The 22,857-nt window shown below is 69.8% G+C and carries 12 protein-coding genes; 10 read left to right on the forward strand and 2 right to left on the reverse strand.

Annotated elements, in window-relative coordinates; translation table 11 throughout:
- The first annotated feature begins 94 nt into the window (after nt 1-94).
- The 10 genes from R2APBS1_RS00830 (at nt 95) to R2APBS1_RS00875 (ending at nt 20,561) form a co-directional block, all read left to right on the forward strand.
- Nucleotides 95-2,338 (forward strand): TonB-dependent receptor, encoded by a 2,244-nt coding sequence (locus R2APBS1_RS00830; protein ID WP_015446479.1) that lies wholly within the window; start codon nt 95-97, stop codon nt 2,336-2,338.
- A 172-nt stretch (nt 2,339-2,510) separates the two neighbouring features.
- Nucleotides 2,511-4,508: a S1 family peptidase gene (locus R2APBS1_RS00835; RefSeq protein WP_007508776.1), complete on the forward strand. Its 1,998-nt coding sequence runs from the start codon at nt 2,511-2,513 to the stop codon at nt 4,506-4,508.
- Between the two features lie 62 nt (nt 4,509-4,570).
- Nucleotides 4,571-5,449: an alpha/beta hydrolase gene (locus tag R2APBS1_RS00840; RefSeq protein ID WP_007508779.1), complete on the forward strand. Its 879-nt coding sequence runs from the start codon at nt 4,571-4,573 to the stop codon at nt 5,447-5,449.
- A gap of 96 nt (nt 5,450-5,545) precedes the next feature.
- Nucleotides 5,546-10,543 carry an alpha-2-macroglobulin family protein gene (locus R2APBS1_RS00845; protein ID WP_015446480.1) on the forward strand — a complete coding sequence of 1,666 codons (4,998 nt, stop codon included), beginning with the start codon at nt 5,546-5,548 and terminating at the stop codon, nt 10,541-10,543.
- A 32-nt stretch (nt 10,544-10,575) separates the two neighbouring features.
- The gene (locus R2APBS1_RS00850) at nt 10,576-11,127 is read left to right on the forward strand and encodes a hypothetical protein (RefSeq protein ID WP_015446481.1); all 552 of its coding nucleotides are present in this window, start codon (nt 10,576-10,578) and stop codon (nt 11,125-11,127) included.
- 89 nt (nt 11,128-11,216) lie between these two features.
- Nucleotides 11,217-13,520: a penicillin-binding protein 1C gene (pbpC, locus tag R2APBS1_RS00855; protein ID WP_015446482.1), complete on the forward strand. Its 2,304-nt coding sequence runs from the start codon at nt 11,217-11,219 to the stop codon at nt 13,518-13,520.
- A gap of 424 nt (nt 13,521-13,944) precedes the next feature.
- On the forward strand, nt 13,945-15,360 hold the full coding sequence (locus R2APBS1_RS00860) for a TolC family protein (protein ID WP_015446483.1): 1,416 nt from the start codon (nt 13,945-13,947) through the stop codon (nt 15,358-15,360).
- Nucleotides 15,357-16,409, forward strand: a complete 1,053-nt coding sequence (locus R2APBS1_RS00865; protein WP_015446484.1) for an efflux RND transporter periplasmic adaptor subunit — start codon at nt 15,357-15,359, stop codon at nt 16,407-16,409. Before R2APBS1_RS00860 ends, R2APBS1_RS00865 begins: the two co-directional genes overlap by 4 nt.
- Nucleotides 16,406-19,465, forward strand: a complete 3,060-nt coding sequence (locus R2APBS1_RS00870) for an efflux RND transporter permease subunit (protein ID WP_015446485.1) — start codon at nt 16,406-16,408, stop codon at nt 19,463-19,465. The genes R2APBS1_RS00865 and R2APBS1_RS00870 overlap by 4 nt, the downstream gene beginning before the upstream one ends.
- 61 nt (nt 19,466-19,526) lie before the next feature.
- A complete protein-coding gene (locus tag R2APBS1_RS00875; RefSeq protein ID WP_015446486.1) occupies nt 19,527-20,561 on the forward strand; it encodes a YncE family protein in 1,035 nt (344 codons plus the stop codon).
- A 7-nt stretch (nt 20,562-20,568) separates the two neighbouring features.
- Here the strand turns inward: R2APBS1_RS00875 and R2APBS1_RS00880 are convergent, their stop codons facing one another.
- Both R2APBS1_RS00880 and R2APBS1_RS00885 read right to left on the reverse strand, forming a co-directional pair.
- On the reverse strand, nt 20,569-21,981 hold the full coding sequence (locus R2APBS1_RS00880) for a sensor histidine kinase (protein WP_015446487.1): 1,413 nt from the start codon (nt 21,979-21,981) through the stop codon (nt 20,569-20,571).
- Entirely contained in the window at nt 21,978-22,643 is a 666-nt protein-coding gene (locus R2APBS1_RS00885) for a response regulator (RefSeq protein WP_007508797.1), read from the reverse strand. Before R2APBS1_RS00885 ends, R2APBS1_RS00880 begins: the two co-directional genes overlap by 4 nt.
- Nucleotides 22,644-22,857 lie beyond the last annotated feature (214 nt).

Below are 22,857 nucleotides of genomic sequence, written 5' to 3' on the forward strand. Positions count from 1 at the left end.
TTCACGCGGAAGTCCGCTGTATGACAATACGGCGGCGACGCGTGCCGGCGTGGACCGGCCGCGGCGTCCTCCCTCCGCCATTCAAGGACCGACCATGCACGTCGCCACTTCGTTGCGTCTCGCCGTACTCGCCGCCAGCATCGCCGCCGCGCTGCCGCTGGGCGCCGCCATGGCGCAGCAGGCCGCGCCGGCCAAGCCGCAGCCGGCCAAGACCACCGAACTGCAGACGGTGAACGTCACCGCCTCCAAGCGGGTGGAGAACATGCAGAAGGTGCCGATGGCGCTGACCGTGCTGACGCCGGACAAGCTGGCGGCGTTCGGCCAGTCCGGCGACACCGTGCTGCAGCTCGCCTCGCGCGCGCCCAGCGTATACGCCGAGACCTCCTACGGCCGCGAGTTCCCGCGCTTCTACATCCGCGGCCTGGGCAACAGCGACTTCGACCTCAACGCCTCGCAGCCGGTGTCGATGGTGTACGACGACATCGTGCAGGAGAACCCGATCCTGAAGGGCTTCCCGCTGTTCGACCTGGCCCAGGTCGAAGTGCTGCGCGGCCCGCAGGGCACGCTGTTCGGGCGCAACTCGCCGGCCGGCGTGATCAAGTTCGAGTCGGTGCGCCCGAGCCAGGAAACCAGCGGTTACGCGCGCGTCTCCTATGGCTCGCTCGGCACCGCGAATGCCGAGGCCGCGCTGGGCGGTTCGCTGGGCGGGCACTGGTCCGGCCGCGTCTCCGCACTGGCGCAGCACCGCAACGACTGGATCGACAACACCTTTACCGGCCAGAAAAACGCGCTGGGCGGCTACGACGACCGCGCCGTGCGGCTGCAGGCGCTGTACGAGGACGGCGGCTTCAGCGCGCTGATCAACGGCCACGCGCGTTGGCTGGAGGGCAGCGCGATGGTCAACCGCGCCAATGCGATCGAGCTGGGCGATCCCAGCTTCGTGCCCGGCTTCGACCGCGACAAGGTGGCGCAGGACGGCCGCAACAAGCAGCACCTGTTCAGCTGGGGCAGCAACCTGCATCTGGCATGGAACCTGGGCGACCTGACCTTCACCTCGATCACCGGGCTGGAACGCGCCACCACCTACAGCCTCGGCGACGTCGACGGCGGCTACGGCGCAGTGTTCCACCCGCCGATGGGCCCGGGCTTCATCCCGTTCCCGGTCGAGACCGCCGACGCGCTGCCGCACGACCGCCAGATCACCCAGGAATTCCGCCTGGCCAGCAACGGCCAGGACAAGCTGAACTGGCAGGTCGGCGCCTACTGGTTCGACGAAGACATCGCGATCAGCAACTTCGACTACGCCACGTTCAACAACCACGCGCTGGACGGCTACGCCATGCAGACCCAGCGCACCAAGGCGTGGGCGCTGTTCGGCTCGGCCAACTACCAGCTCGCCGACGACTTCGAGCTGCGCGCCGGCGCGCGCTGGTCGCACGACTCGCGCGACTTCAAGGTGGACCGCGTGCTGTCGCCGATCGGCGGCGGCCCGCTGCAATTGACCGCGCAGCCGCACGACGCGCGCTGGAGCGGCGACCTCACCGGCACCTGGACGCTGAACCCGAACGTCAACGTGTACGCGCGCGTCGCCAACGGCTTCCGCGCGCCCAGCGTGCAGGGCCGCGTGCTGTTCGCCGACTTCATCTCGCAAGCCAAGCCCGAGACGATCACCAGCTACGAGCTGGGCGTGAAGACCACCGGCATGGACAACCATGTGCGCTTCAACGCGGATGTGTACGGCTACAACATGCACAACCAGCAACTCACCGCGGTGGGCGGCGACATCAACGTCACCCGCCTGATCAACGCGAAGAAGACCGAGGGCTATGGCGCCGAGTTCGACCTGGAGGCCTACCTCACGCCGAACTTCGTGCTCACCGCCGGCGGCAGCTACAACTTCACCCAGCTGCAGGACCCGGGCCTGGCGGTGGCCGTGTGCGGCTCCGGCTGCACCGTGCTCGACCCGCTGAACGCCGCCGGCAATGCGCTGGTCGACGGCAACACCCTGCCGAACGCGCCGAAGTGGATCGGCACGCTCACCGCGCGCTACGGCATCCCCTACGGCGAGAGCGGCGAGTTCTTCGTCTACACCGACTGGAACTACCGCAGCGAAGTGAACTTCTTCCTGTACGACTCGGCCGAGTTCAGGGGCAAGCCGCTGCTCGAGGGCGGCGTGCGGCTCGGCTACAACTGGGACTACGGCCGCCGCGAGGTCGCCCTGTACGGCCGCAACATCACCGACAAGCGGGCGATCACCGGCGCGATCGACTTCAACAACCGCACCGCCTTCGTCAACGACCCGCGCATCATCGGCGTGGAGTTCCGCGCCGAGCTGTAAACCGTATCCCGCCGCGCCGGTGCCCGGCGCGGCGGCGCATCGCACCGCCCGCGCCGTGGCCCGCGCCCGCCATGCAAGCGGCGCGCGGCCATGCCAAGATGCAGGTCGGCCGCTGCCCGCGAGGATGCCGAGGGGAGTCCGCGGGGGGCGCCCGATGCAAGGGATTGAACACATGCGTACATGGTGCGAAGGGGCCATCCGCCGCTGCGGCATGCTGCTGCTGGCCGGCCTGGGGTTGGCGGGAATGTCGGCGGCACGCGCGGCCAGCCTCGATCCGGCGATGCTGCCGAAGATCCAGGCGGCCACCTTCGAGGTGGTGCAGGCCAAGCCGGCCGGCGACCCGCTGAGCTACGAGCGGCCGCTGCCGCTGGAGCAGCTGCCCTACCAGGAGCGTACCGACAAGTACTATTCGATCGGTACCGCGTTCGCGATCGGCCACAACCGCTACGTCACCGCCGGCCACGTGCTGCTGGCCGGCGCGGACAGCCTGTGGGGGCCGCCCGAACTGCGCGACGCCGCCGGCCGGGTGTACCCGATCGGCAAGATCGAGAAGTTCTCGCTGGGCAAGGATTTCGTGGTGTTCACGCTGGCGCAGCCACCGGCAGGCGACGCGGCGCTGGCGATCGAGACCAGTCCGGCGCTCAACCAGGTGGTCTACGCGGTGGGCAACGCGCTGGGCACCGGTGTGGTGATCCGCGATGGCCTGTACACCTCCGACACGCCGGAACAGGAGAACGGTGCCTGGAAGTGGATGCGCTTCTCCGCCGCCGCCTCGCCCGGCAACAGCGGCGGCCCGCTGCTGGACAAGGACGGCAAGCTGATCGGCGTGGTGCTGATGAAGTCGGCCAACGAGAACCTCAACTACGCGCTGCCGATCCACGAGGTGCTGGACGCACCGGCCGGCCGGGCCGTCATGGAGTCGCGCCTCGCCTACCAGCTCGACCTGTTCGACACGATCCAGAACGGCCAGCTCAAGGCGCAGTTCGCGCTGCCCGCCGGCCTGGGCGATTTCTACCGCGAATTCCAGTCGCGCATGGACGCCAACAGCGACGCGCAGCTGAAGGCGCTGCTGGCCAAGGAGTCCGCCAACCTGTTCCCGAACGGCGCGGGCTCGGCACGCCTGCTGCACCAGCAGACGCAACTGAACGGCTTTCCCACCCTGATCGTGCGTGGCAGCGACGGCGAATGGCGGCGTGTCGGCGAGCAGACGCAGTATTTCGCGCTGGACGGCAACGGCTACGTGGCGACCGGCGGGGTTGCCCGCAACGGGCTGGTCCGTCTGCGCCGGCCCGACGGGATGGCCGCGGCGACGTTCTACGGCGACGCGAAGTCGCGCATGGACCTGCTGGCGCGCACCGGCATGTTCCAGCGCGCGGTCGCCGGCGAAAAGGTGAAGATCACCTCGCTGGGCAAGCCTGTCCGCGAATCGACCCACGTCGACCGCTGGCAGCGATCCTGGCGCATCGGCGTGTGGCCGCTGCCCTACGCAAACGCCTTCGTGGTGACGTATTCGCTGCCGGTGCCGGACGGCAGCGTGATGCTGGTGCGCTTCACGCCGCCCTCCCACGAGCACGACACGATGCTCGACCTGGACGAGATCAGCAGCTTTGTCCACGTCACCTACCAGGGCACCCTGGCGCAGTGGAAGGACTTCCTCGGCAACCCGGCACTGCAGCCGGCCGCGCTCAGGAACATCCGCATCGGCTTCGACTATGACCGTCGTTTCAGCTATGCCTCGCAACGGGTGGCGTTCTCTTACCCGTCCTCGCTGCAGCCGGTCAAGCCGGACAACCTGCTGTGGCTCGGTTTCCGCTTCTTCCTGGACGGCGGCAAGCCGGTGTGGGACGTCGGCGACGTGGACATCTGGAAGGACTCGGCCTCCGACGACCACAACAACGTCAATGTCCAGCGCTACGTCGCGCCGCCGCCCGGGCTGGACGACGACCTGAGCAGCCGCTGGCGCAAGCTGTCGGAGCGGCAGTATCCCTACAATGCCGTGGCGCGCTACGAGAACGACCTGATGATGATCAACGCCGTGGTCGCCCCGGCCGGGCCGCCGTCCACGGTGCTGTACACCGCCTTCTACGGCACCGCGGGCACCCAGCCCCAAGCCGACATGAAAGGCAAGCTCGACCTGCTGACGAAGGACATGCGGGTCACGGAACATTGATGCCAGTCCCGGCCCGGCGCATGCGGCGGCGCCGGGCCACCAAAACGGACGCGGAACCACCCATGCGCGCGGCACTGCAGAACCGTCCTGCGGACGGCACCGAACACACGTCCTGGCTCGCCATGGCCGACGGCCAGCCGCTGTTCCTGCGCGACTGGCCGCTGGCCCGGTCGCGCGGCGCGGTGCTGCTGGTGCACGGGCTGGGCGAGCACGGCGGCCGCTACGAGCGCCTGGCGCAGTGGTTCAACCAGCGCGGCTACGCCGTGCGCGGCTACGACCAGCGCGGCCACGGCCAGACCCCGGGCCGGCGCGGCGGCCTGCGCCACGGCGACGACCTGCTGGAAGACCTCGCCACCGTCTACCACGACTACGCCAACGGCCTGCCGTATCCGCCGCTGCTGCTCGGCCACAGCATGGGTGGGCTGGTTGCCCTGCGCGCGGTGCTGGACGGCCGCGTCGCACCGCCGGCGCTGGTGCTGTCCTCGCCGGCGCTGCGCAGTTGGGAATCGCCGCGGATGATCGCGCTGGCGCGCCTGCTCGCCCGCCTCGCGCCGAGCTTGCCGCTGCGCAGCGGGCTGGATTTCGACCAGCTCTCGCACGACCGCCAGGTGGTCGCCGACTATCGTCGCGACCCGCTGCGGCACGGCTGGATCACGCCGCGGCTGGCCGACTTCATCTTCCGCGACGGCGCCCGCTGCATCGCCGACGCCGCCACGCTTGCGCTGCCGACCCTGCTGCTGGTGGCCGACAGCGACGGCCTGGTCGATCCCGCCGGCAGCCGCGCGTTCGCGCGCAAGGCCGCCTCCAGCGGGCGGCTGACCACCCGCTTCTTCTCCACGCTGTATCACGAGCTGTTCAACGAGGCCGAGCCAGGGCGCGGCCAGGTGCTGATGCAGCTGGGCGACTGGCTGGGCCGGCAGGACGTGTCGACGCCGCGTTGAACGCCGCCCCGCCGCAAGACGCGCGCCCGATCCACGCCTTCAAGGCGCCATGAATTGCGGCGATACTCCCATGCAAACCTACAGGGGGAAGGTTTCATGTCGCGTCGATCGTACGAGTGCCTTTCGCGCCGGGTCTTGTCCCGCGTCCTGATCAGCTTGCTGCTGGGCCTGCTGCTGGCGGCCTGCCATCGCGGACCCGACCACGGCAAGCCGGTCCTGCAGGGCGCGCCGGCCGGCAGCGCTTCCGCGCCGGCGCCGGCAAGAACGGAGTTCGCGCTGGTCTCGGCCAGTTCGCAGGCCAGCGATTCGCGCACCGCGCTGACCTTGCGCTTCAACGCCACGCTGGCCTCGGCGCAGGCGTTCGACACGCTGATCGCGGTGACCGGCCCGAACGGCGAAGCGGTCAGCGGCAGCTGGAGCCTCGACAACGACGGCAAGACGCTGAGCTTCCCGTTCGTGCAGGCGAATACGCGCTATGCGGTGCAGCTGAAGGCCGGCCTGCTTGCTGCCGACGGCCGCACCCTCGGCCACGAGGTGAAGCACGACGTGTACTCCGGCAACCTGCCGGCAGCGGTCGGCTTCGCCTCGCACGGCAGCGTGCTGCCGGCGCGCGGCACCCGCGGCCTGCCGCTGGTGTCGATGAACGTGCACGACGCCGACGTGGAGTTCTTCCGCGTGCGCGACGACGCGCTGTCGGACCTGTTCTGCAGCTACCCGCGCAACGGCCATCGCGACAGCTATGAACTCGACCACGACGTGGCCTACTACAACAGCTGCGGCGAGGGCGACGAGCGGCGCAGCCGGGTGCCGATCACCCAGCTGGCCGACTCGGTCTACGCCAACCACTACACGCTGGGCGGCGAGCCGAACGAGCGCACCGTGACCTACCTGCCGGTGCAGAACATCAAGGAACTGGCTACGCCTGGCGTGTACATGGCGGTGGTCAAGGCCGGCGGCACGTTCAAGGACGGCTACGACACTGCCACCTTCTTCGTCAGCGACCTCGGCCTGCACCTGCGCGTGTACCGCGACAACGTGCTGCTGCACGTGGCCTCGCTGCGCGACGGCACGCCGGTGAATGCGGTGGACATCGAGATCCGCGATGCGGCCGGGCGCAGCAAGCTCAAGGCCGTGACCGGCGCCGACGGCAACGCGCTGCTCGCGTACAAGGCCAAGGCCTCCGACGTGCTGGTGGCGCGCCACGGCAAGGACGTCTCGGTGCTGCCGTTCAACCGGCCGGCGCTGGACGTGTCCAACTTCGACATCAGCGGCCGCAGGCAGGCGCCGTTCGAGGTCTACGCCTGGTCCGGCCGCGACCTGTACCGTCCCGGCGAGACGCTGCGCGCCTCGGCGCTGCTGCGCGACGACGACGGCAAGCCGATGAAGGCGCAGTCGCTGTTCGTGCGGGTGAAGCAGCCGGACGGCCGTACCCTGGTGGAAAAGCGGCTGGAGCCGCAGCAGCTCAACTACTTCGAGCTGAGCCAGGCGATCCCGGCCGACGCGCCGACCGGTTTGTGGCAACTGGAATTTCGCCTCGATCCTTCGGCCAAGGAGACCGTGCAGGCGTTCCCGTTCCACGTCGAGGAGTTCCTGCCCGAGCGGCTCAAGGTGGATCTGTCCAGCCCGCAGCAGCGGCTGGCGCCGGGCGAGCCGCTGAAGCTGAAGGTCGCCTCCAGCTACCTGTACGGCGCGCCGGCCGACGGCAACCGTTTCACCGCGAAACTGCTGGTGGCGCCGGACGTGCATCCGGTGGCGGCGATGAAGGACACCTTCTTCGGCAACCCGCTGGTCGAGCTGCCGAAGAGCGCCGACGACGTGGTCGACGCCAAGCTCGACGCGCAAGGCGTGCTGGAGCAGGACGTGGCGCTGCCCGACGACGTGAAACCGGTCGCGCCGCTGGCGGTGACCCTGTCCGGCAGCGTGTACGAGAGCGGCGGCCGCGCGGTGACGCGGCTGCTCAAGCGCACCTACTGGCCGGCCGACGCGCTGGTCGGCGTGCGCCCGCTGTTCGATCCGAAGCAGGGCGCCGAGAGCGAGGCGCCGGCCGGCTTCGAGATCGTGCGCGCGAATGCGAATGGCGAACGGGTCGCCGGCGCGCATTTGAAAGTGCGCCTGCAGCGCGAGCTGCGCGATTTCTACTGGCTGTATGAGCGCAGCGGCGGCTGGCAGTCGAATGCGAACCAGCGCCTGCAGCTGATCGAGGAAAAGGACATCGACGTGGCCGCCGGCAAATCGGCCCACGTCGAATTCCCGGTGCAATGGGGCAGCTACCGCGTCGAGGTGTACGACCCGGCCACCAAGCTCACCACGGTGTTCCCGTTCTTCGCCGGCTACAGCTGGGACGACGAGAACCTGGGCAAGGAGGCACGCCCGGACAAGGTCAAGCTGCAGCTGGACAAGGCGCGCTACCGCGCCGGCGACCGCATGAAGGTCACGGTGACGCCGCCGCACGACGGGCCCGGTGTGCTGCTGGTGGAATCGGACCACCTGCTCTACACGAAGAACATCGACGCGAAAGCCGGTGCCACCTTCGAGATCCCGGTGACCAAGGAGTGGGAGCGCCACGACGTCTACGTGACCGCCCTGGTGTTCCGCGGCGGCGAGGCGGCCGAGCACACCACGCCGGCGCGCGCGATGGGCGTCGAGTACGTGGCGATGGACCGCAACGACCGGCGCGTCCCGCTGAAGCTCGACGCGCCCGCGCTGATGCGCCCGGGCAACCCGCTCGAGGTCGGCGTGCAGGCCACTGGCCTGGCCGGGCAGCAGGCCTTCGTCACGCTGTCCGCGGTCGACCAGGGCGTGCTCAACATCACCAATTACCCGGTGCCCGACGCGTGGGCGTGGCTGTTCGCCAAACGTGCATTGAGCGTGGATGCGTACGACCTGTACAGCCGCCTCATCGAGGCGATGGACGGCGCCGAGGCGAAGCTGCGCTACGGCGGCGACATGAGCGGCGCGGCGTTGCCGAAGGCCACCCGGCTCAACCCGAAGGTGCAGATCGTCGACCTGTTCGCCGGCCCGGTGGCGTTCGACGCGCAGGGCAAGGCCACGCTGCACGTCGACGTACCCGACTTCAACGGCAGCCTGCGCCTGGCCGCGCTGGCGTACACCGACAGCCGCTACGGCAACGCCGACGGCGCGGTCACCGTGCGTGCGCCGCTGGTGGTGGAGCCGAGCACGCCGCGGGTGATGGCGGCCGGCGACAAGGCGGTGATCAGCCTGGATCTGAAGAACCTGTCCGGCAAGGACGGCACGGCCAGGGTCAGCGTCAAGGGTGGCGGCCCGATCACGGTGGACAAGGCCGTGCAGAGCGTGCCGCTGAAGGACGGCGCCGGCACCACCGTGCGCATGCCGGTGACGGCGCAGGCGGGCGCCGCGGTGGCGGCGGTCGACATCCACGCCGAACTCAACGATTACCAGGTCGACCGCCACTTCGAATTCGCGGTGCGCCCGGCCTGGCCGGAAACGGTGAGCACCACGCCCATGGCGCTGGAAGCCGGCAAGCCCGAACGCTTCGGCGCCGCCGCGGTCGCCGGCCTGCTGCCGGCCACGGTGAACGCGCGGATCACCCTGAGCACCTTGCCGCCGCTGCCGTACGCGGCCGCGCTGCGCGACATGCTGCGCTACCCGTACGGCTGCATCGAGCAGACCACCAGCAAGGGCTATGCCGCGCTGATCCTGGACGGCCAGACGGCCAAGGCATTGGGCGCGCAAGTGATGAGCGACGCCGTGCGCAAGGCCGCGGTGGACGGCGCGCTGTCGCGGATCGCCTCGTTCCAGGCCAGCAACGGCCATTTCAGCTTCTGGGGCGGCAGCAGTCCGATCCAGACGTTCACCACGCCGTACGTGGTCGACTTCATGCTGGATGCACGCGACGCCGGCTTCGCGGTGCCGCAGGACGTGCTGCAGAAATCGCTGCAGCGGCTCAACGACGACCTGCTCGCCGGCGGCCATCCGTACTACGAGTACGAACAGCACGAGCACCTGCGCATCGCCGACGAGGCGTACTCCGGCTTCGTGCTGGCGCGCGTCAACCGTGCGCCGCTGGGCACGCTGCGCGCGATCTTCGACAACGAGCGGCAGAAGCTGGTCGCGCCGCTGCCGCTGGTGCATCTGGGCATCGCACTGAAGCTGATGGGCGACACCGAGCGCGCGCAGAAGGCCGTCGACGAGGCGTTCGCGTGGAGCAAGGAGCGCCCGTGGTACGTCGGCGACTACGGCTCGGACCTGCGCGACCTGGCGCTGATGGTCGCGCTCACCCACACCTACGGCATGAGCAAGCCCGCCTACGACGCCAAGCTGGTCGACTGGGCGCGCAATGCCACCGCCAACGTGCGCCTGCGCCAGCAGCAGGACAAGGATTACCGCTGGTCGTGGTCGTACCTGAGCACGCAGGAGCAGGCGGCGATCGCCCGCGTGGCGGCGGCGTTCGATGCGAAAAGCAATGCCCCCCTGGCCGCCACGCTCACGGTGAACGGCAAGACCGAACCGGCACCGGACCAGCGCGTGTGGAGCCGCGCGCTCAGCGTGGCCGAGTTCAGCGCCGGCGTCAGCGTGCAGCCGACCAGCGACGCGGCGATCTTCGCCACGCTCGACGTCGCTGGCATCCCGCAGCAGGCACCGCCGGCCGACGCCAGCCAGATCGATGTGCGGCGCAGCTGGTTCACCACCGACGGCAAGCCGTGGAGCGGCAACCAGTTGAAGGAAGGCGACACGCTGATCGTCGAACTGAGCATCGAGGCGCGCATGAACGTCCCCGACGCCCTGGTCACCGATCTGCTGCCGGGCGGGCTGGAGGTGGAGAACCTCAACCTCGGCGGCGCGCAGTCGTGGTCCGGCGTGGTGATCGACGGCATCGAGCTGGACCAGCACGCCGCCGCCGCGCAGATCGTGCACGAGGAATACCGCGACGACCGCTACGCCGCCGCCCTCAACCTCAGCCGCGGCGACCAGGCCCGCGTGTTCTACCTGGTGCGCGCGGTGACGCCGGGCACGTACAGCGTGCCGCCGCCGCTGGTGGAGGACATGTACCGCCCGGCCGTGCGCGGCATCGGCAAGGTCGAGCCGGCGAAGATCACCGTGGTGCAGCCGTGAGTCGGGCTCGATCCCTCGGGTTGAACCGGTGGATGGCCACGGTCATTGCCATGGTGGCTGTGTTCGCTTCGTTTTCCGCCTTGGCTGCGGATTCCAAGGCAGTGCATGTGGCGGATGGTCTCGATTACGCCATCCCACACGGCAGTCCAGTGCGGTTTGTGTCCCTAGGCGAATATGGGGTCGGGCTGTTCCAGGGTCGATTCGTGGTGTCTGGTACCTACCATTACGGATACTTGTCGAATAATCCCGAGGCTGATACCGAGTACGGACTCCTGGAGCTCTATTTCATTCCGGATGAAGAAACGGCCAACCATCTTCCCTACTGGAAGCAAAGAGGGCACGTACATGAAATCCGCTTCCGGAATGACACGGATTTTGTGAAGGCGCTCATTTCGCCCAAGACGCTCCGCGGTCTGAAGAAGAGGACCATTCTCTCCATCAGCGGCAAGGCGGTGGTCATTGCTGCGAACTACCGGATTTCTGTTGAATGCGATTACCCGACGTATTCAGCTTCGTTCGTCGCCGCTGAGCGTCCGGAAGCGCTGCTGGTCAGTCATGCACTCATCGAGCCGGGTGGATGCTGATTGAAACAACATGACGCAGCCCGGTGCGAGACGTGAAGACGGAAAAGCATAGACGCACGCGACAGTTCGTAGGCGGCTGCGGCGTCGCGATGATAGCCGTGCTGCTCGCTGCCGTGCTCCTCGACCGCCTGTTCCCGTTGCACTTGCCCGCACCCGACACCGGCAGCACGGTGGTGCTGGCGCGTGACGGCACGCCGTTGCGCGCGTTTGCCGACAGCGACGGCGTGTGGCGCTACCCGACCACGGCGAAGCAGGTCTCGCCGCTGTACCTGAAGGCGCTGCTGACCTACGAGGACTGCTGGTTCTACCGCCACCGCGGCGTCAATCCCTACGCCTTGCTGCGCGGTCTCGCCGGCGGGCTGAGCCACGGCCGCATCGTCTCGGGTGGTTCCACGCTGACCATGCAGGTGGCGCGGATCATCGAACCGATTCCGCATACGTTCCGTGGCAAGCTGTTGCAGATTTTCCGCGCGCTGCAGCTGGAAGCGCATCTGAGCAAGGCGCAGATCCTCGACCTGTATCTCAACCACGCGCCGTTCGGCGGTCCGATCGAAGGTGTCGAGGCGGCCTCGTGGGCGTACCTGGGCAAGCCGGCCGGCCGGCTGTCGCGCGCCGAGGCGGCGCTGCTCGCGGTATTGCCGCAATCGCCCAGCCGGCTGCGGCCGGACCGTCATCCCGAGGCCGCGCGCGCCGCGCGCGACAAGGTGCTCAAGCGCATGCGCGACCTCGGCGTGTGGAGCGCGGCGGCGGTGCGCGACGCGGCGATCGAGCCGGTGGTGGCGCGCTCGCTGCGCGCGCCGTTGTCCGCGGCCCTGCTGGCCGAACGCCTGCACCGGCAGCAGCCGCAGGCGCGACGCATCGCCAGCACCATCGACGCGAACCTGCAGCGTGCTGCCGAGGACCGGGTCAGCGCGTACCTGTCGCGCTTGCCGGCACACACGTCGGCGGCGCTGCTGGTGGTCGACAACGCCACGCTGGAGGCGCGCATCTACGTCGGCACCAGCGACTTCGCTGATCCGCAGCGGCACGGCTACATCGACATGGTGGACGCGCCGCGCTCGCCCGGCTCGACGCTGAAGCCGTTCCTGTACGGCCTGGCGCTGGACGACGGCCTGATCCACTCGCAGAGCCTGCTGGTCGACGCGCCGCAGGATTTCGGCGGCTACAAGCCAGGCAATTTCGACGAGGCGTTTTCCGGCCCGGTCAGCGCCGCCGAGGCGCTGCAGCGCTCGCTCAACGTGCCGGCGGTGGATGTGCTGGATCGGGTCGGGCCGAACCGCTTCGTGGCGCGGCTGGCCAACGGCGGCGTCGACCTGGGCCTGCCTGCGGGTGCGCAACCGAACCTGTCGATCATCCTCGGCGGCGCGTCCACCCGATTGGAGAACCTGGTCGGCGCGTACACCGCGTTCGCCAACGGCGGCCTCGCCGGCACGCCGCGCTACACCACGGAACAACCGGCGCGAGCGCGCCGGCTGCTGTCGCCCGGCGCGGCGTGGATCATCCGCGACATCCTCGCCAGCAACCCGGCCGACGTCGAGGGCGGCCCGCTCGCCGGCGCGATCAACCGGCATGCCACGGTGGCGTGGAAGACCGGCACCAGCTACGGCTACCGCGACGCCTGGTCGATCGGCGTCACCGATCGCTGGACCGTCGGCGTGTGGATCGGCCGTCCGGACGGCACGCCGTCGCCCGGCCAGTACGGCGCGGTGACCGCGTTGCCGCTGCTGTTCCAGATCGTCGACATGCTGCCCTCGCGCGGCGGCCACGCGCGGGCGCAACCGGCCAGCGTGAAGTCGGTCGACATCTGCTGGCCGCTCGGCGGCGCGGTCGCCGCCACCGATCCCGCGCTGTGTCGCCAGCGCCGCAGCGCATGGGTGCTCGACGACGCGCTGCCGCCCACGTTTGCCGAACGCGACCTCGGCGCGTGGTCGTCCGGCCTGCTCACCCTGCGCGTGAATACCAAAGGCCAGCGTCTGAGCGGTGCCTGTCACGCCAGCCACGAGCACACCATCCAGCTGGCGCGCTGGCCCGCGCTGGCCACGCCATGGCTGGGCGTGGACGACCGCGCCCGTTCCGCGCTGCCGCCGCTCGCGCCCGGCTGCGCGGCCGACTCGCTCGACCGCGCCGCGCCGATCCGCATCGCCGGCCTGGGCAACGGCGTCACCCTGCGGCGGGCGCCGAACAGCGAGCACCCGCTGCGCGTGACGCTGCGCGCGCTGGGTACGCAAACCGCCGTGCAGTGGCTGCTCAACGGTCGCCTGCAGGGCAGCAGCGACGCCGATGCCGCGATTGCGATCAGCCTGCCGCAGGCCGGCGATTACCGCATCACCGCGCTGGCTCGCGACGGCGCCTTCGCCACCCTCGCGCTGCGCGTGATGGGGCCGTCACCGTAAGCTGGCAGGCTCCGGTAGGCGGGCACGGCCCGCCGGTTGCTCTTGATCTGGCTCTTCTAAAAGGTACGCGCAGGATTGCGCGTTGCTCTAACCGGGGTCCCCTCTGAAGCGGCGGGCGGGTGGAGGATCAGCCCGCAGGGTGGCCGGCATGGATGCCGGCCAGTTTGGCGTCAGCACAGGATGTGCTGTCGACAAACCCCGGAACCCGGCCGCGGACCTTGCGGGCAGGATGCCCGCAAGGCGCGCAAGCGGGGTGCCCCTCTCTTTGGTTACTTTCTCTCGGGCAAGCGAGAGAAAGTAACTCGCCCTCCGCAGGAGGACGAAAGCTCTTCGCTCCGGCTCAATGTTCTTTGGTCACGCTCGGAACAAAAGCCGGCGAGGTTCGGTTAAGAAAGAACTAAGCGGCAGCTTCCAGAATGGCCGCATGCATGATGCCGGCCACCAGCGACATTCCCCCGCGACGAGATCCGGCCTGCACCTGACCTGTGTCGTCGCCGTCACGCTGATCGCGTCCGCCTGCGCCCGCTACGCGCCGTTGCCGCTGGGCCGGGGCGCGGGCGCGGCCGGCGTGGCGCAGCTCGTCGCACCCGGTGCCGACATGCCGCCATCGCTGGCGACGCATCGCTTCGATCCCGCCGACGGGCTGGACGTGACCGAGACGGCGATGCTGGCGGTGGCGAACAGCCCGGCGCTGAAGCTCAAGCGCGACGAACTGGGCGTGGCCCGCGCGCAGGCCTTTGCGGCCGGACTGCTGCCCGACCCGCAACTGAGCGTCGGCGAGGATTTTCCGCAGCACTCCGGCGGCGGTCTGACCACGGCGTTCAATCTCGGCCTCAGCGAAGACATCGGCGCCCTGCTGACGCGTTCGTCGCGCCAGGCGGCGGCGCGCAGCCAGGCCGGGCAGGTGAACCTCGAGCTGCTGTGGGCGGAGTGGCAGACCGTGGCGCAGGCGCGGCTGCTGTTCGACCAGGTGCTGAACCTGCGCGCGCAACAGGCCCGCCTGGCCAGCGAGCAGGCGGCGCTGGAGCAGGTCACGCCCTACATTCATGCCGCGCTGGCCGCCGGCAACCTCACCTACGACAGCGCCAGCGCCGGCCTCAACGCCGCCGCGGACGTGCGCAAGCAGCGGGCCGACAACGCGGTCGCCCTGCACCAGGCCGACAGCGACCTGCACGTGCTGCTCGGGCTGGCGCCGACCGCACCGCTGGAGCTGGTCGGCGCGCCGTACCGGGTCGCGCCCACGGCGGCGCAGTTGCAGCAGGCACTGGCCGACCTGCCGCGTCGTCGGCCGGACCTGCTGGCGCTGCAGGCAGGCTATCAATCGCAGGAAGCCAAACTGCGCGGCGCGGTGCGGGCGCAGTTTCCCGCGTTGAACATCGGCTTCAACAGCGCGCGCGACACCAGCGCCGTCTACACCCACGGCTTCAGCGTCGGCATCACGCTGCCGCTGTTCGACCGCAACCGCGGCAACATCGCGATCGAGCGGGCGACCCGGCAGCAGTTGAAGGACGACTACGCGTCGCGCGTGCTGACCACGCGCAGCGACATGCAGCGGCTCGCCGCCGATCTCGCCACGCTGGATCGGCAACGCGACGCCTTGACCGCCCACGCAAGGCAGCTGGCCGACGCCCGCCGCGCGGCCGAACCGGCGTGGCGGCAAGGCCTGCTGGACTGGCCGACCTGGCTGGCGATCCGCAGCCGGTCGCTGGCCGCCGACCTCGACCTGCTCGCCGTGCAACAGCAGCAGGCCACCCAGTCGATCGCGCTGGAAGCGCTGCTCGGCAACACCGATGTCGACATCGCCACCCATCCCGTTTCCACGCAGGCGCCCACGCCATGAACCGATCGCTGCTCTTGCCGCTGTTGTGCCTGCTGCTGGCCGCGTGCAGCCACGGCGCCGCCGATGACGAGGAAGCGGCCGCGGCGAAGGGCGAGGTGGCGGTGACCACCGCCACGCCGGTGCAGCGGACCTTCCACGACACCGTCGAGGCGTGGGGCAGCGCCGCGGGCGATCCGCAGCACGCACGTGCGATCAGCCTCGCGCATGGCGGCCAGGTCGTGGCGCTGGATGTGGCGGCCGGGCAGAGCGTGCGGCGCGGACAGCCGCTGCTGACGATCGCTCCCGATCCGGCCGCGCGCAGCGCGTACCAGCAGGCGCAGAGTGCGCTGGAGCTGGCCAGCGGCGAACTCCAGCGCACCGAGCAGCTGGCGGCGCAACGGCTGGCCACGCAGTCGCAACTGGCGACCGCGCGCAAGGCGTTGGCCGACGCGCAGGCCGCGCTGGCGGCGCAGCGCGCGCTCGGCGGCGGCAGCGCGCAGGAAACCGTCGGCGCGCCGGCCGATGGCGTGGTCAACGCACTCAGCGTGGGATTGGGCGAACGTTTCGCCGCGAACGCGCCGTTGCTGAGCTTCACCCCGGCGCATGCGCTGGTCGCACAGCTCGGCGTGCAGCCGGAAGACGGTGCGAGGCTGCATGCCGGCATGCCGGTGCAGTTGCGCAGCGTGTATGGCGACCAGGCCGCTTTCGTGGGCACGTTGCGCATGATCGGCCAGTCGATCGAGCCGCAGACCCATCTGCTCGGCGCGCAAGTCGAACTGCCGGCCGAAGCCGGCGCCGCGCTGGTCGCCGGTGCGGCACTGGAGGCGCAGATCCGCACCGCCGATTTCAGCGCGTGGGCGGTACCGCGTGCGGCGGTGCTGCACGACGAGCACGGTGATTATCTGTTCCAGATCGAGCACGGCCACGCCAAACGCGTCGACGTGACGCTGCGCAGCCCGGAGGGCGATCCCATCGGCGTGCAGGGTCCGCTCGATGCGCAGGCGAAGGTGATCGTGCTCGGCGCCTACGAACTGGCGGACGGCGATGCGGTGCGGGAGTCCGCCCGGTGAGCGTCACCGCATGGATGCAGCGGCATCGGCGTTCGCTGCTGTTCCTCGCCCTGATGCTGGCGATCGGCGGCATCGCCAGTGCGCTGCTGATGCCGGTGGCGTTGTTTCCCAACGTGGCGTTTCCGCGCGTGCAGGTGTCGCTGGATGCGGGCGACCGCCCGGCCGACCAGATGGCGATCGAGGTGACCACGCCGGTGGAGGAGGCGATCCGCCACGTGCGCGGCGTGCGCGACGTGCGCTCCACCACCAGCCGCGGCAGCGCCGAGGTGGCGGTGACGTTCGACTGGGGCGCGGACATGGCTGCGGCGCTGCAGGAAGTGAATGCGGCGGCCGGGCAGATCCTGCCGCAGCTGCCGGCCGGCACCCAGCTGAGCACGCGGCGGATGGACCCGACCACGTTCCCGGTACTGGCCTACAGCCTGCGCTCGCACACGCAGTCGCCGGGTGCGCTGCACGACCTGGCCGAGTACCAGCTGCGTCCGCTGCTGAGCGGCATCGGCGGCGTGGCCCAGGTCCAGGTGCAGGGCGGCGAGGTGGCCGAGTTCCACGCCGACGTCGATCCGGGCAAGCTGCGCGCGCTGCAGCTGAGCCTGGCCGACGTGGCCACGGCGGTCAGCCGTGCGGCGACGATCCAGGCGATGGGCCGCGTCGCCGATCACTACAAGTTGTACCTGCTGCTGGCCGACAACCAGCCGAAGACGCTCGCCGCGTTGCGCGGCATCGTGCTGCGCGCCGGCCCCGGCGGCGCGGTGCGGCTGGGCGACGTGGCGGCGCTCAGCCTCGACCACGTGCCGCAGTGGATCCGCGTCAACGCCGACGGCCAGGACGCGGTGCTGCTGCAGGTTTACCAGCAGCCCGACGGCAACAGCGTGCAGATCGCACGGGAAGTGAAGCAGCGGCTGGCCGACTACGCGCCGCAGATGCCGGCCGGCGTGCGCATCGCCAACTGGTACGACCAGACCCAGCTGGTGACCGGCGCGGCGGCCAGCGTGCGCGACGCGATCCTGATCGGCATCGTGCTGGCCGGGCTGGTGCTGTTCGTGTTCCTGCGCAACACGCGGGTGATCCTGGTCGCGCTGATCGTGGTGCCGGCGGTGCTGGCGATCACCGTGCTGCTGCTGTCGGTGCTCGGCATGAGCTTCAACATGATGACGCTGGGCGGCATGGCTGCGGCGGTCGGCTTGATCATCGACGACGTAATCGTGATGCTCGAACACATCATGCGTCGGCTGCATCCGGACGAAGGCGCAGGCGAAGTGCACGAACGCATCGCCGCCGCGGCGTGGGAGTTCACCCGCCCGTTGACCGGCTCCAGCGCCGCCACCGTGGTGATCTTCCTGCCGCTGGCGTTCCTGTCCGGGGTCACCGGTGCGTTCTTCAAGGCGCTGTCGCTGACCATGGCCAGCGCGCTGGTCATTTCGTACCTGCTGACCTGGATCGCGGTGCCGCTGCTGGCCGAGCGTTTCCTCGACGAGCGTCATCGCGCCGAGCATCCGCCGGGTCGTTTCACCCGGCGCATGATGCAGGGTTACCAGGGCATCCTGCAGCGCTGGTTGCGGCGGCCGTTGCTGGTGCTGCTGCTGGTCGTGCCGTTGCTGTTGGTCGGCGGGCTTGCGTATACCCGCGTCGGTACCGGTTTCATGCCGCAGATGGACGAGGGCGGTTTCATCCTCGACTACCTGTCGAAACCCGGCACCTCGCTGCAGGAAACCGACCGGCTGCTGCGCCAGGTCGAGACCATCATCCGCGCGAACCCTTATGTGGACACCTATTCGCGGCGCACCGGGCTGCAGCTCGGCGGCGGCCTCACCGAGGCGAACCAGGGCGACTTCTTCGTGCGCCTGAAAAGCGGCTCGCGCCCGGATACCGAGGCGGTGATGGGGCAGGTACGCGGCGAGGTCGAGAAGCATGTGCCGGGGCTGGACATCGAGCTGTCGCAGCTGATGGAGGACCTGATCGGCGACCTGGTGGCGGTGCCGCAGCCGATCGAGATCCAGCTGTACAGCGACGACCCGGCGCAGCTCTCCGCCACCGCTGGCAAGGTCGCCGCGGCGGTCGGCGGGATCGGCGGGGTGGTCGGCGTGCGCAATGGCATCAACCCGGCCGGCGATGCGCTGACCGTGCAGGTCGATCCGGCCAGGGCCGCGCTGGAGGGTCTCGACCCGGCCGGCGTTACCGACCAGGTCGCCGCGGCGATCGACGGCACCGTGGCCGCGCAGCTTCCCACCGACGGCAAGCGGGTGGGTGTGCGCGTGCGCCTGCCGGCCGCGACGCATCAGCGGCTGGAACAGGTCGCCGCCTTGCCGATCCGCGCCGGCGACGGCCACCTGCTGCCGCTGTCGCGGGTAGCCACCTTGCGAGAGGTGCAGGGCCAGCCGCAGATCACCCGCGACAACCTGAAGCGGATGGTCGCGGTGACCGGGCGCATCAGCGGGCGCAGCCTCGGCGCCACCATCGCCGACGTCAAGCGCGTGCTGGCCCGGCCCGGCCTGCTGCCCAAGGGCATGTACTACCAGCTCGGCGGCCTGTACCAGCAACAGCAGCAGGCGTTCCGCGGCCTCACCATCGTGATGCTCGCGGCGATCGCGCTGGTGTTCACCCTGCTGCTGTTCCTGTACGAGAGTTTCCGCGTCGCGCTGGTGATCCTGGCGATGCCGTTGCTGGCGATCCCGGCCGTGTTCGCCGGGCTGTGGCTGACCGGCATCGAGCTCAACATCTCGGCGATGATGGGCATGACGATGATCGTCGGCATCGTTACCGAAGTGGCGATCTTCTACTTCTCCGAACTCGAACAGGCCGCCGCCGGCATGCCGCTGCACGAGGCGCTGCACGAAGCCGGCCGGCACCGCACGCGGCCGATCCTGATGTCCACGCTGGCCGCGATGCTCACCTTGCTGCCGCTGGCGCTGGCGCTCGGCAGGGGCTCGCAGATGCAGCAGCCGCTGGCGGTGGCGATCATTTCCGGCCTGTTGGTGCAGGTGCCGCTGGTGCTGCTGCTGATGCCGGTGCTGTACACGCTGCTGCGCCGCCGCGATGGGCAAAAGGCGGCTGGCTAAGGCGCGCATAAGCGATCGCGCACATGCTGGCCGCCGTCCCTCTTCATCCAAGGTGCCGACCATGCCACGACCGATCCGCAAGCTGTTGCCCGCTGCGCTGTTGGCGCTGGTGATGCTCCCGCAAGCGGCGCCGGCCGCCACGCCGGCGCCGGCCCCACGCCTGCTTTCGCGACTGGCGCTGGGTGGCCCGGGCGGTTGGGACTATCTGGCGTTCGATGCGCCCAGCCGCCACCTGTTCGTCAGCCGCGGCGACCGCGTGCTGGTGATCGACGTCGATGCCGGCAAGCAGGTCGGCACGATCGCCGGCACCGCGGGCGTGCACGGCATCGCGCTGGCCGATGACCTGCAGCGCGGTTTCGTCAGCGACGGCAAGATCGCCTCGGTGACCGTGTTCGATCTGGCTTCGCTGAAGACGGTGGCGACGATCGCCGGCACCGGCCAGAATCCCGACGCGATCCTGTACGACGGCGCCTCGCACCACGTGCTGACCTTCAACGGCGGGAGCGCCAGCGCCAGCGTGATCGACCCGGCGAAGAACGCGGTGATCGGCAGCATCGCGCTGCCCGGCAAGCCGGAGTTCGCGGTGGCCGATGGCGCCGGCCATGTCTACGTGAACATCGAGGACCAGTCCGAGCTGGTCCAGCTCGATTCGCTCCGCGACAAGGTGCTGCAGGTGTGGCCGCTGGCGCCGTGCGCATCGCCGAGCGGGCTGGCGCTCGACAACCCGCACCATCGGCTGTTCGCGGTGTGCGACAACCGCACGATGGCCGTGCTCGATACGCTCGACGGCCACCGCGTGGCCGAGGTGCCGATCGGCGATGGTCCGGATGGCGTGGTGTTCGATCCGGCCGAGGCGATGATCTACAGCGCCAATGGCGGGAGCGGCACGCTCACCGCGGTGCACGAGGACGATCCGGACCACTACCGCGTGACCGCGACCGTTCCCACCCAGGCCAGCGCGCGCACGCTCGCGCTCGATCCGAAGCTGCACCGGCTGTACCTCTCCGCAGCGCGGCTGGGCGCCACCCGGCAGGCCAACGGCCGCCGCACGATCGAGCCGGACAGCTTCGGCATCCTCATCGTCGGGCGGCCTTGAGCCGGTCTCAGGACCGCAACGGAATCGCCACGCGTACGCGCAGGCCGCTACCGTAAGGCGAGTCGAGCAGTTCGATGGTGGCGTCGTGCAGCTGCGCCGCGCGCTGCACGATCGACAGGCCCAGGCCGTAGCCGTCGCCGTGGCTGACGGCTTCGCGATGGAAGCGGGCGAACACGCTGGCGCGGCGTTCGGCCGGGATGCCCGGGCCGTCGTCGATCACGTCGATCAGCGCGGCGTGTTCGCCCTGTTCGATCGACAGTTGCACCTGGCCGCCGGCCGAGGCGTGACGCAGCGCGTTCTCGAGCAGGTTGCGCAGCAGGGCCGCGAGGGCGGCTTCGTAACCCTGCACGGACACTTGCGGCGTCAGCCGCGCAAAGCTCAGCTCCACGCCGCTGTCGGCGATCAGTGGCGACAGTTCCTCGATCACGCCCATCGCTACGGCGACCAGGTCGACGCGGCTGCGCTGGCTCGACGCCGCGCCCGCTTCCAGCCGGGCCAGCGCCAGCAACTGTTCGATCCGGCGCGCCAGCCCGGCGATGCCGTGCTGCGCGCTGCCCAGGCCGGTCTTCAGCTCGGCCGGATCGGTGGTGGCCATCGCGCTTTCGAGATTGATCATGGCGCTGGCCAGCGGCGTGCGCAGTTCGTGCGCCACGTCCGCGCTGAAGCGGCGTTCGCGTTCCAGCGCATCCTCCAGTCGCGCCAGCTGGCCGTTCAACGCGGCCAGTACCGGCTGCAATTCCAGCGGCGCAGCGGGCAGCTGCACCGGCTCATGGCTGCCCGGCTCGCGGGCCGAGAGGGCGCGGGTCAGCACTTCGAGCGGACGCAATCCGCGCCGTACCGCCCAGCCCACCAGCAGGGCCAGCAGGGGCAGGCCGATCAGCAGCGGCAGGCTGTGCTCCAGCCACACCGCGTGCATGATGTCGTGGCGACTGTCGTAACGTTCGCCGGTGCGGATCACCATGCCGTCGGCGATGTCGCGCAGGGTGAACACGCGCCAGCGGTAGCCGCCCTGCTGCAGGTCCTGGAAGTCCGCGTCGCCGGCCGTCGGCGGCGGCATGGCGGCGAGGTTCGCGGTGGCCAGCAGCGTGCGCCCGGCACCGTCGAATACCTGGAAGCCGACCTCGGACTCGTAGGTGTTCCGGTGCCGCTCCGGCGGGTGGCTGCGGCCGGCTTCGATCGGCACCAGCGTGTCCACGTCGTCGCGTCCCTGCAGTGCCTGCATGTCGGCATGCTCGATCAGCACCTGCAGCGTCCGCGCCGACTGCGCCAGCCGCCCGTCGGACAGCTCGTCCACCTCGGTGATGGTGCGATGGAAGCTGAGCACGCCCAGCGGCAGCAGCACCGCCAGCAGCACCAGGATGATCAGCAGGCGCAACCGGCCATGCAGGCTGGCCGGCTTCAGCAGGCGCGCCAACCTCATTTCGGCTCCCGCGGGATCATGTAGCCGAAGCCGCGCACGGTCTGGATGGTGTCGAAGCTCAGCTTGCGGCGCAGCGTGTGCACCAGCACCTCCAGCGCGCTGGAGCCGACCATGTTGTCGAGGCCGTACAGCGAGTTCTCCAGGTTCTCGCGGCGCACCAGCCGGCCGGCGCGTTCCATCAGGATCTGCAGCAGGGCGAACTCGCGCTTGGTCAGCTCGACCCGCTCGCCGCGGAAGCTCACCTCGGAGGTGCCCAGGTCGAGGCTCAACGCACCCGCATCGATGCGGTTGGCGGCCAGGCCCTGCGCGCGCCGGGTCAGCGAGCGGATGCGTGCAGCCAGTTCCTCCAGGTGGAAGGGTTTGACCAGGTAATCGTCGGCACCGGCGTCGAGGCCGCGCACGCGGTCGTCCAGCGTATCGCGCGCGGTCATCACCAGCACCGGGGTCCTGACGTGCAGGCGGCGGGCCTCGACCAGCACGTCGAGCCCGTCCTTGCCGGGCAGGCCGAGGTCGAGCAGGATCAGGTCGGCGGTCTGGTCGCGCAGCGCGAGCAGCGCCTCGCGGCCGTCGCGCAGCCAGCTGACGGTATAGGCGAGGCGCTCCAGTGCGCGCTGGATCGCCGCGCCGAGCTGGGGATCGTCCTCGACCAGGATGATGTGCACGGACAGGCTCCTTCGATCGCGGGAACCGCGGGGCGGCGCGACTCGTGGGGAGATTATCCGTGCATCCGCTTACGAAGTGCTTAAACCCGCTGGCCGCCCTTGCGCCGTGCGTTTGCCGACCGGTCGGGCCGGCCTATAGAATCGAACGAAGCGGTGTGAGGTCATTCGGGCGATCGCAATGATTGCCCGCGCCACGATACGCACAGGCGTTGCA

Origin of the sequence: Rhodanobacter denitrificans, from assembly GCF_000230695.2 — a bacterium.
Lineage (GTDB): Bacteria > Pseudomonadota > Gammaproteobacteria > Xanthomonadales > Rhodanobacteraceae > Rhodanobacter > Rhodanobacter denitrificans.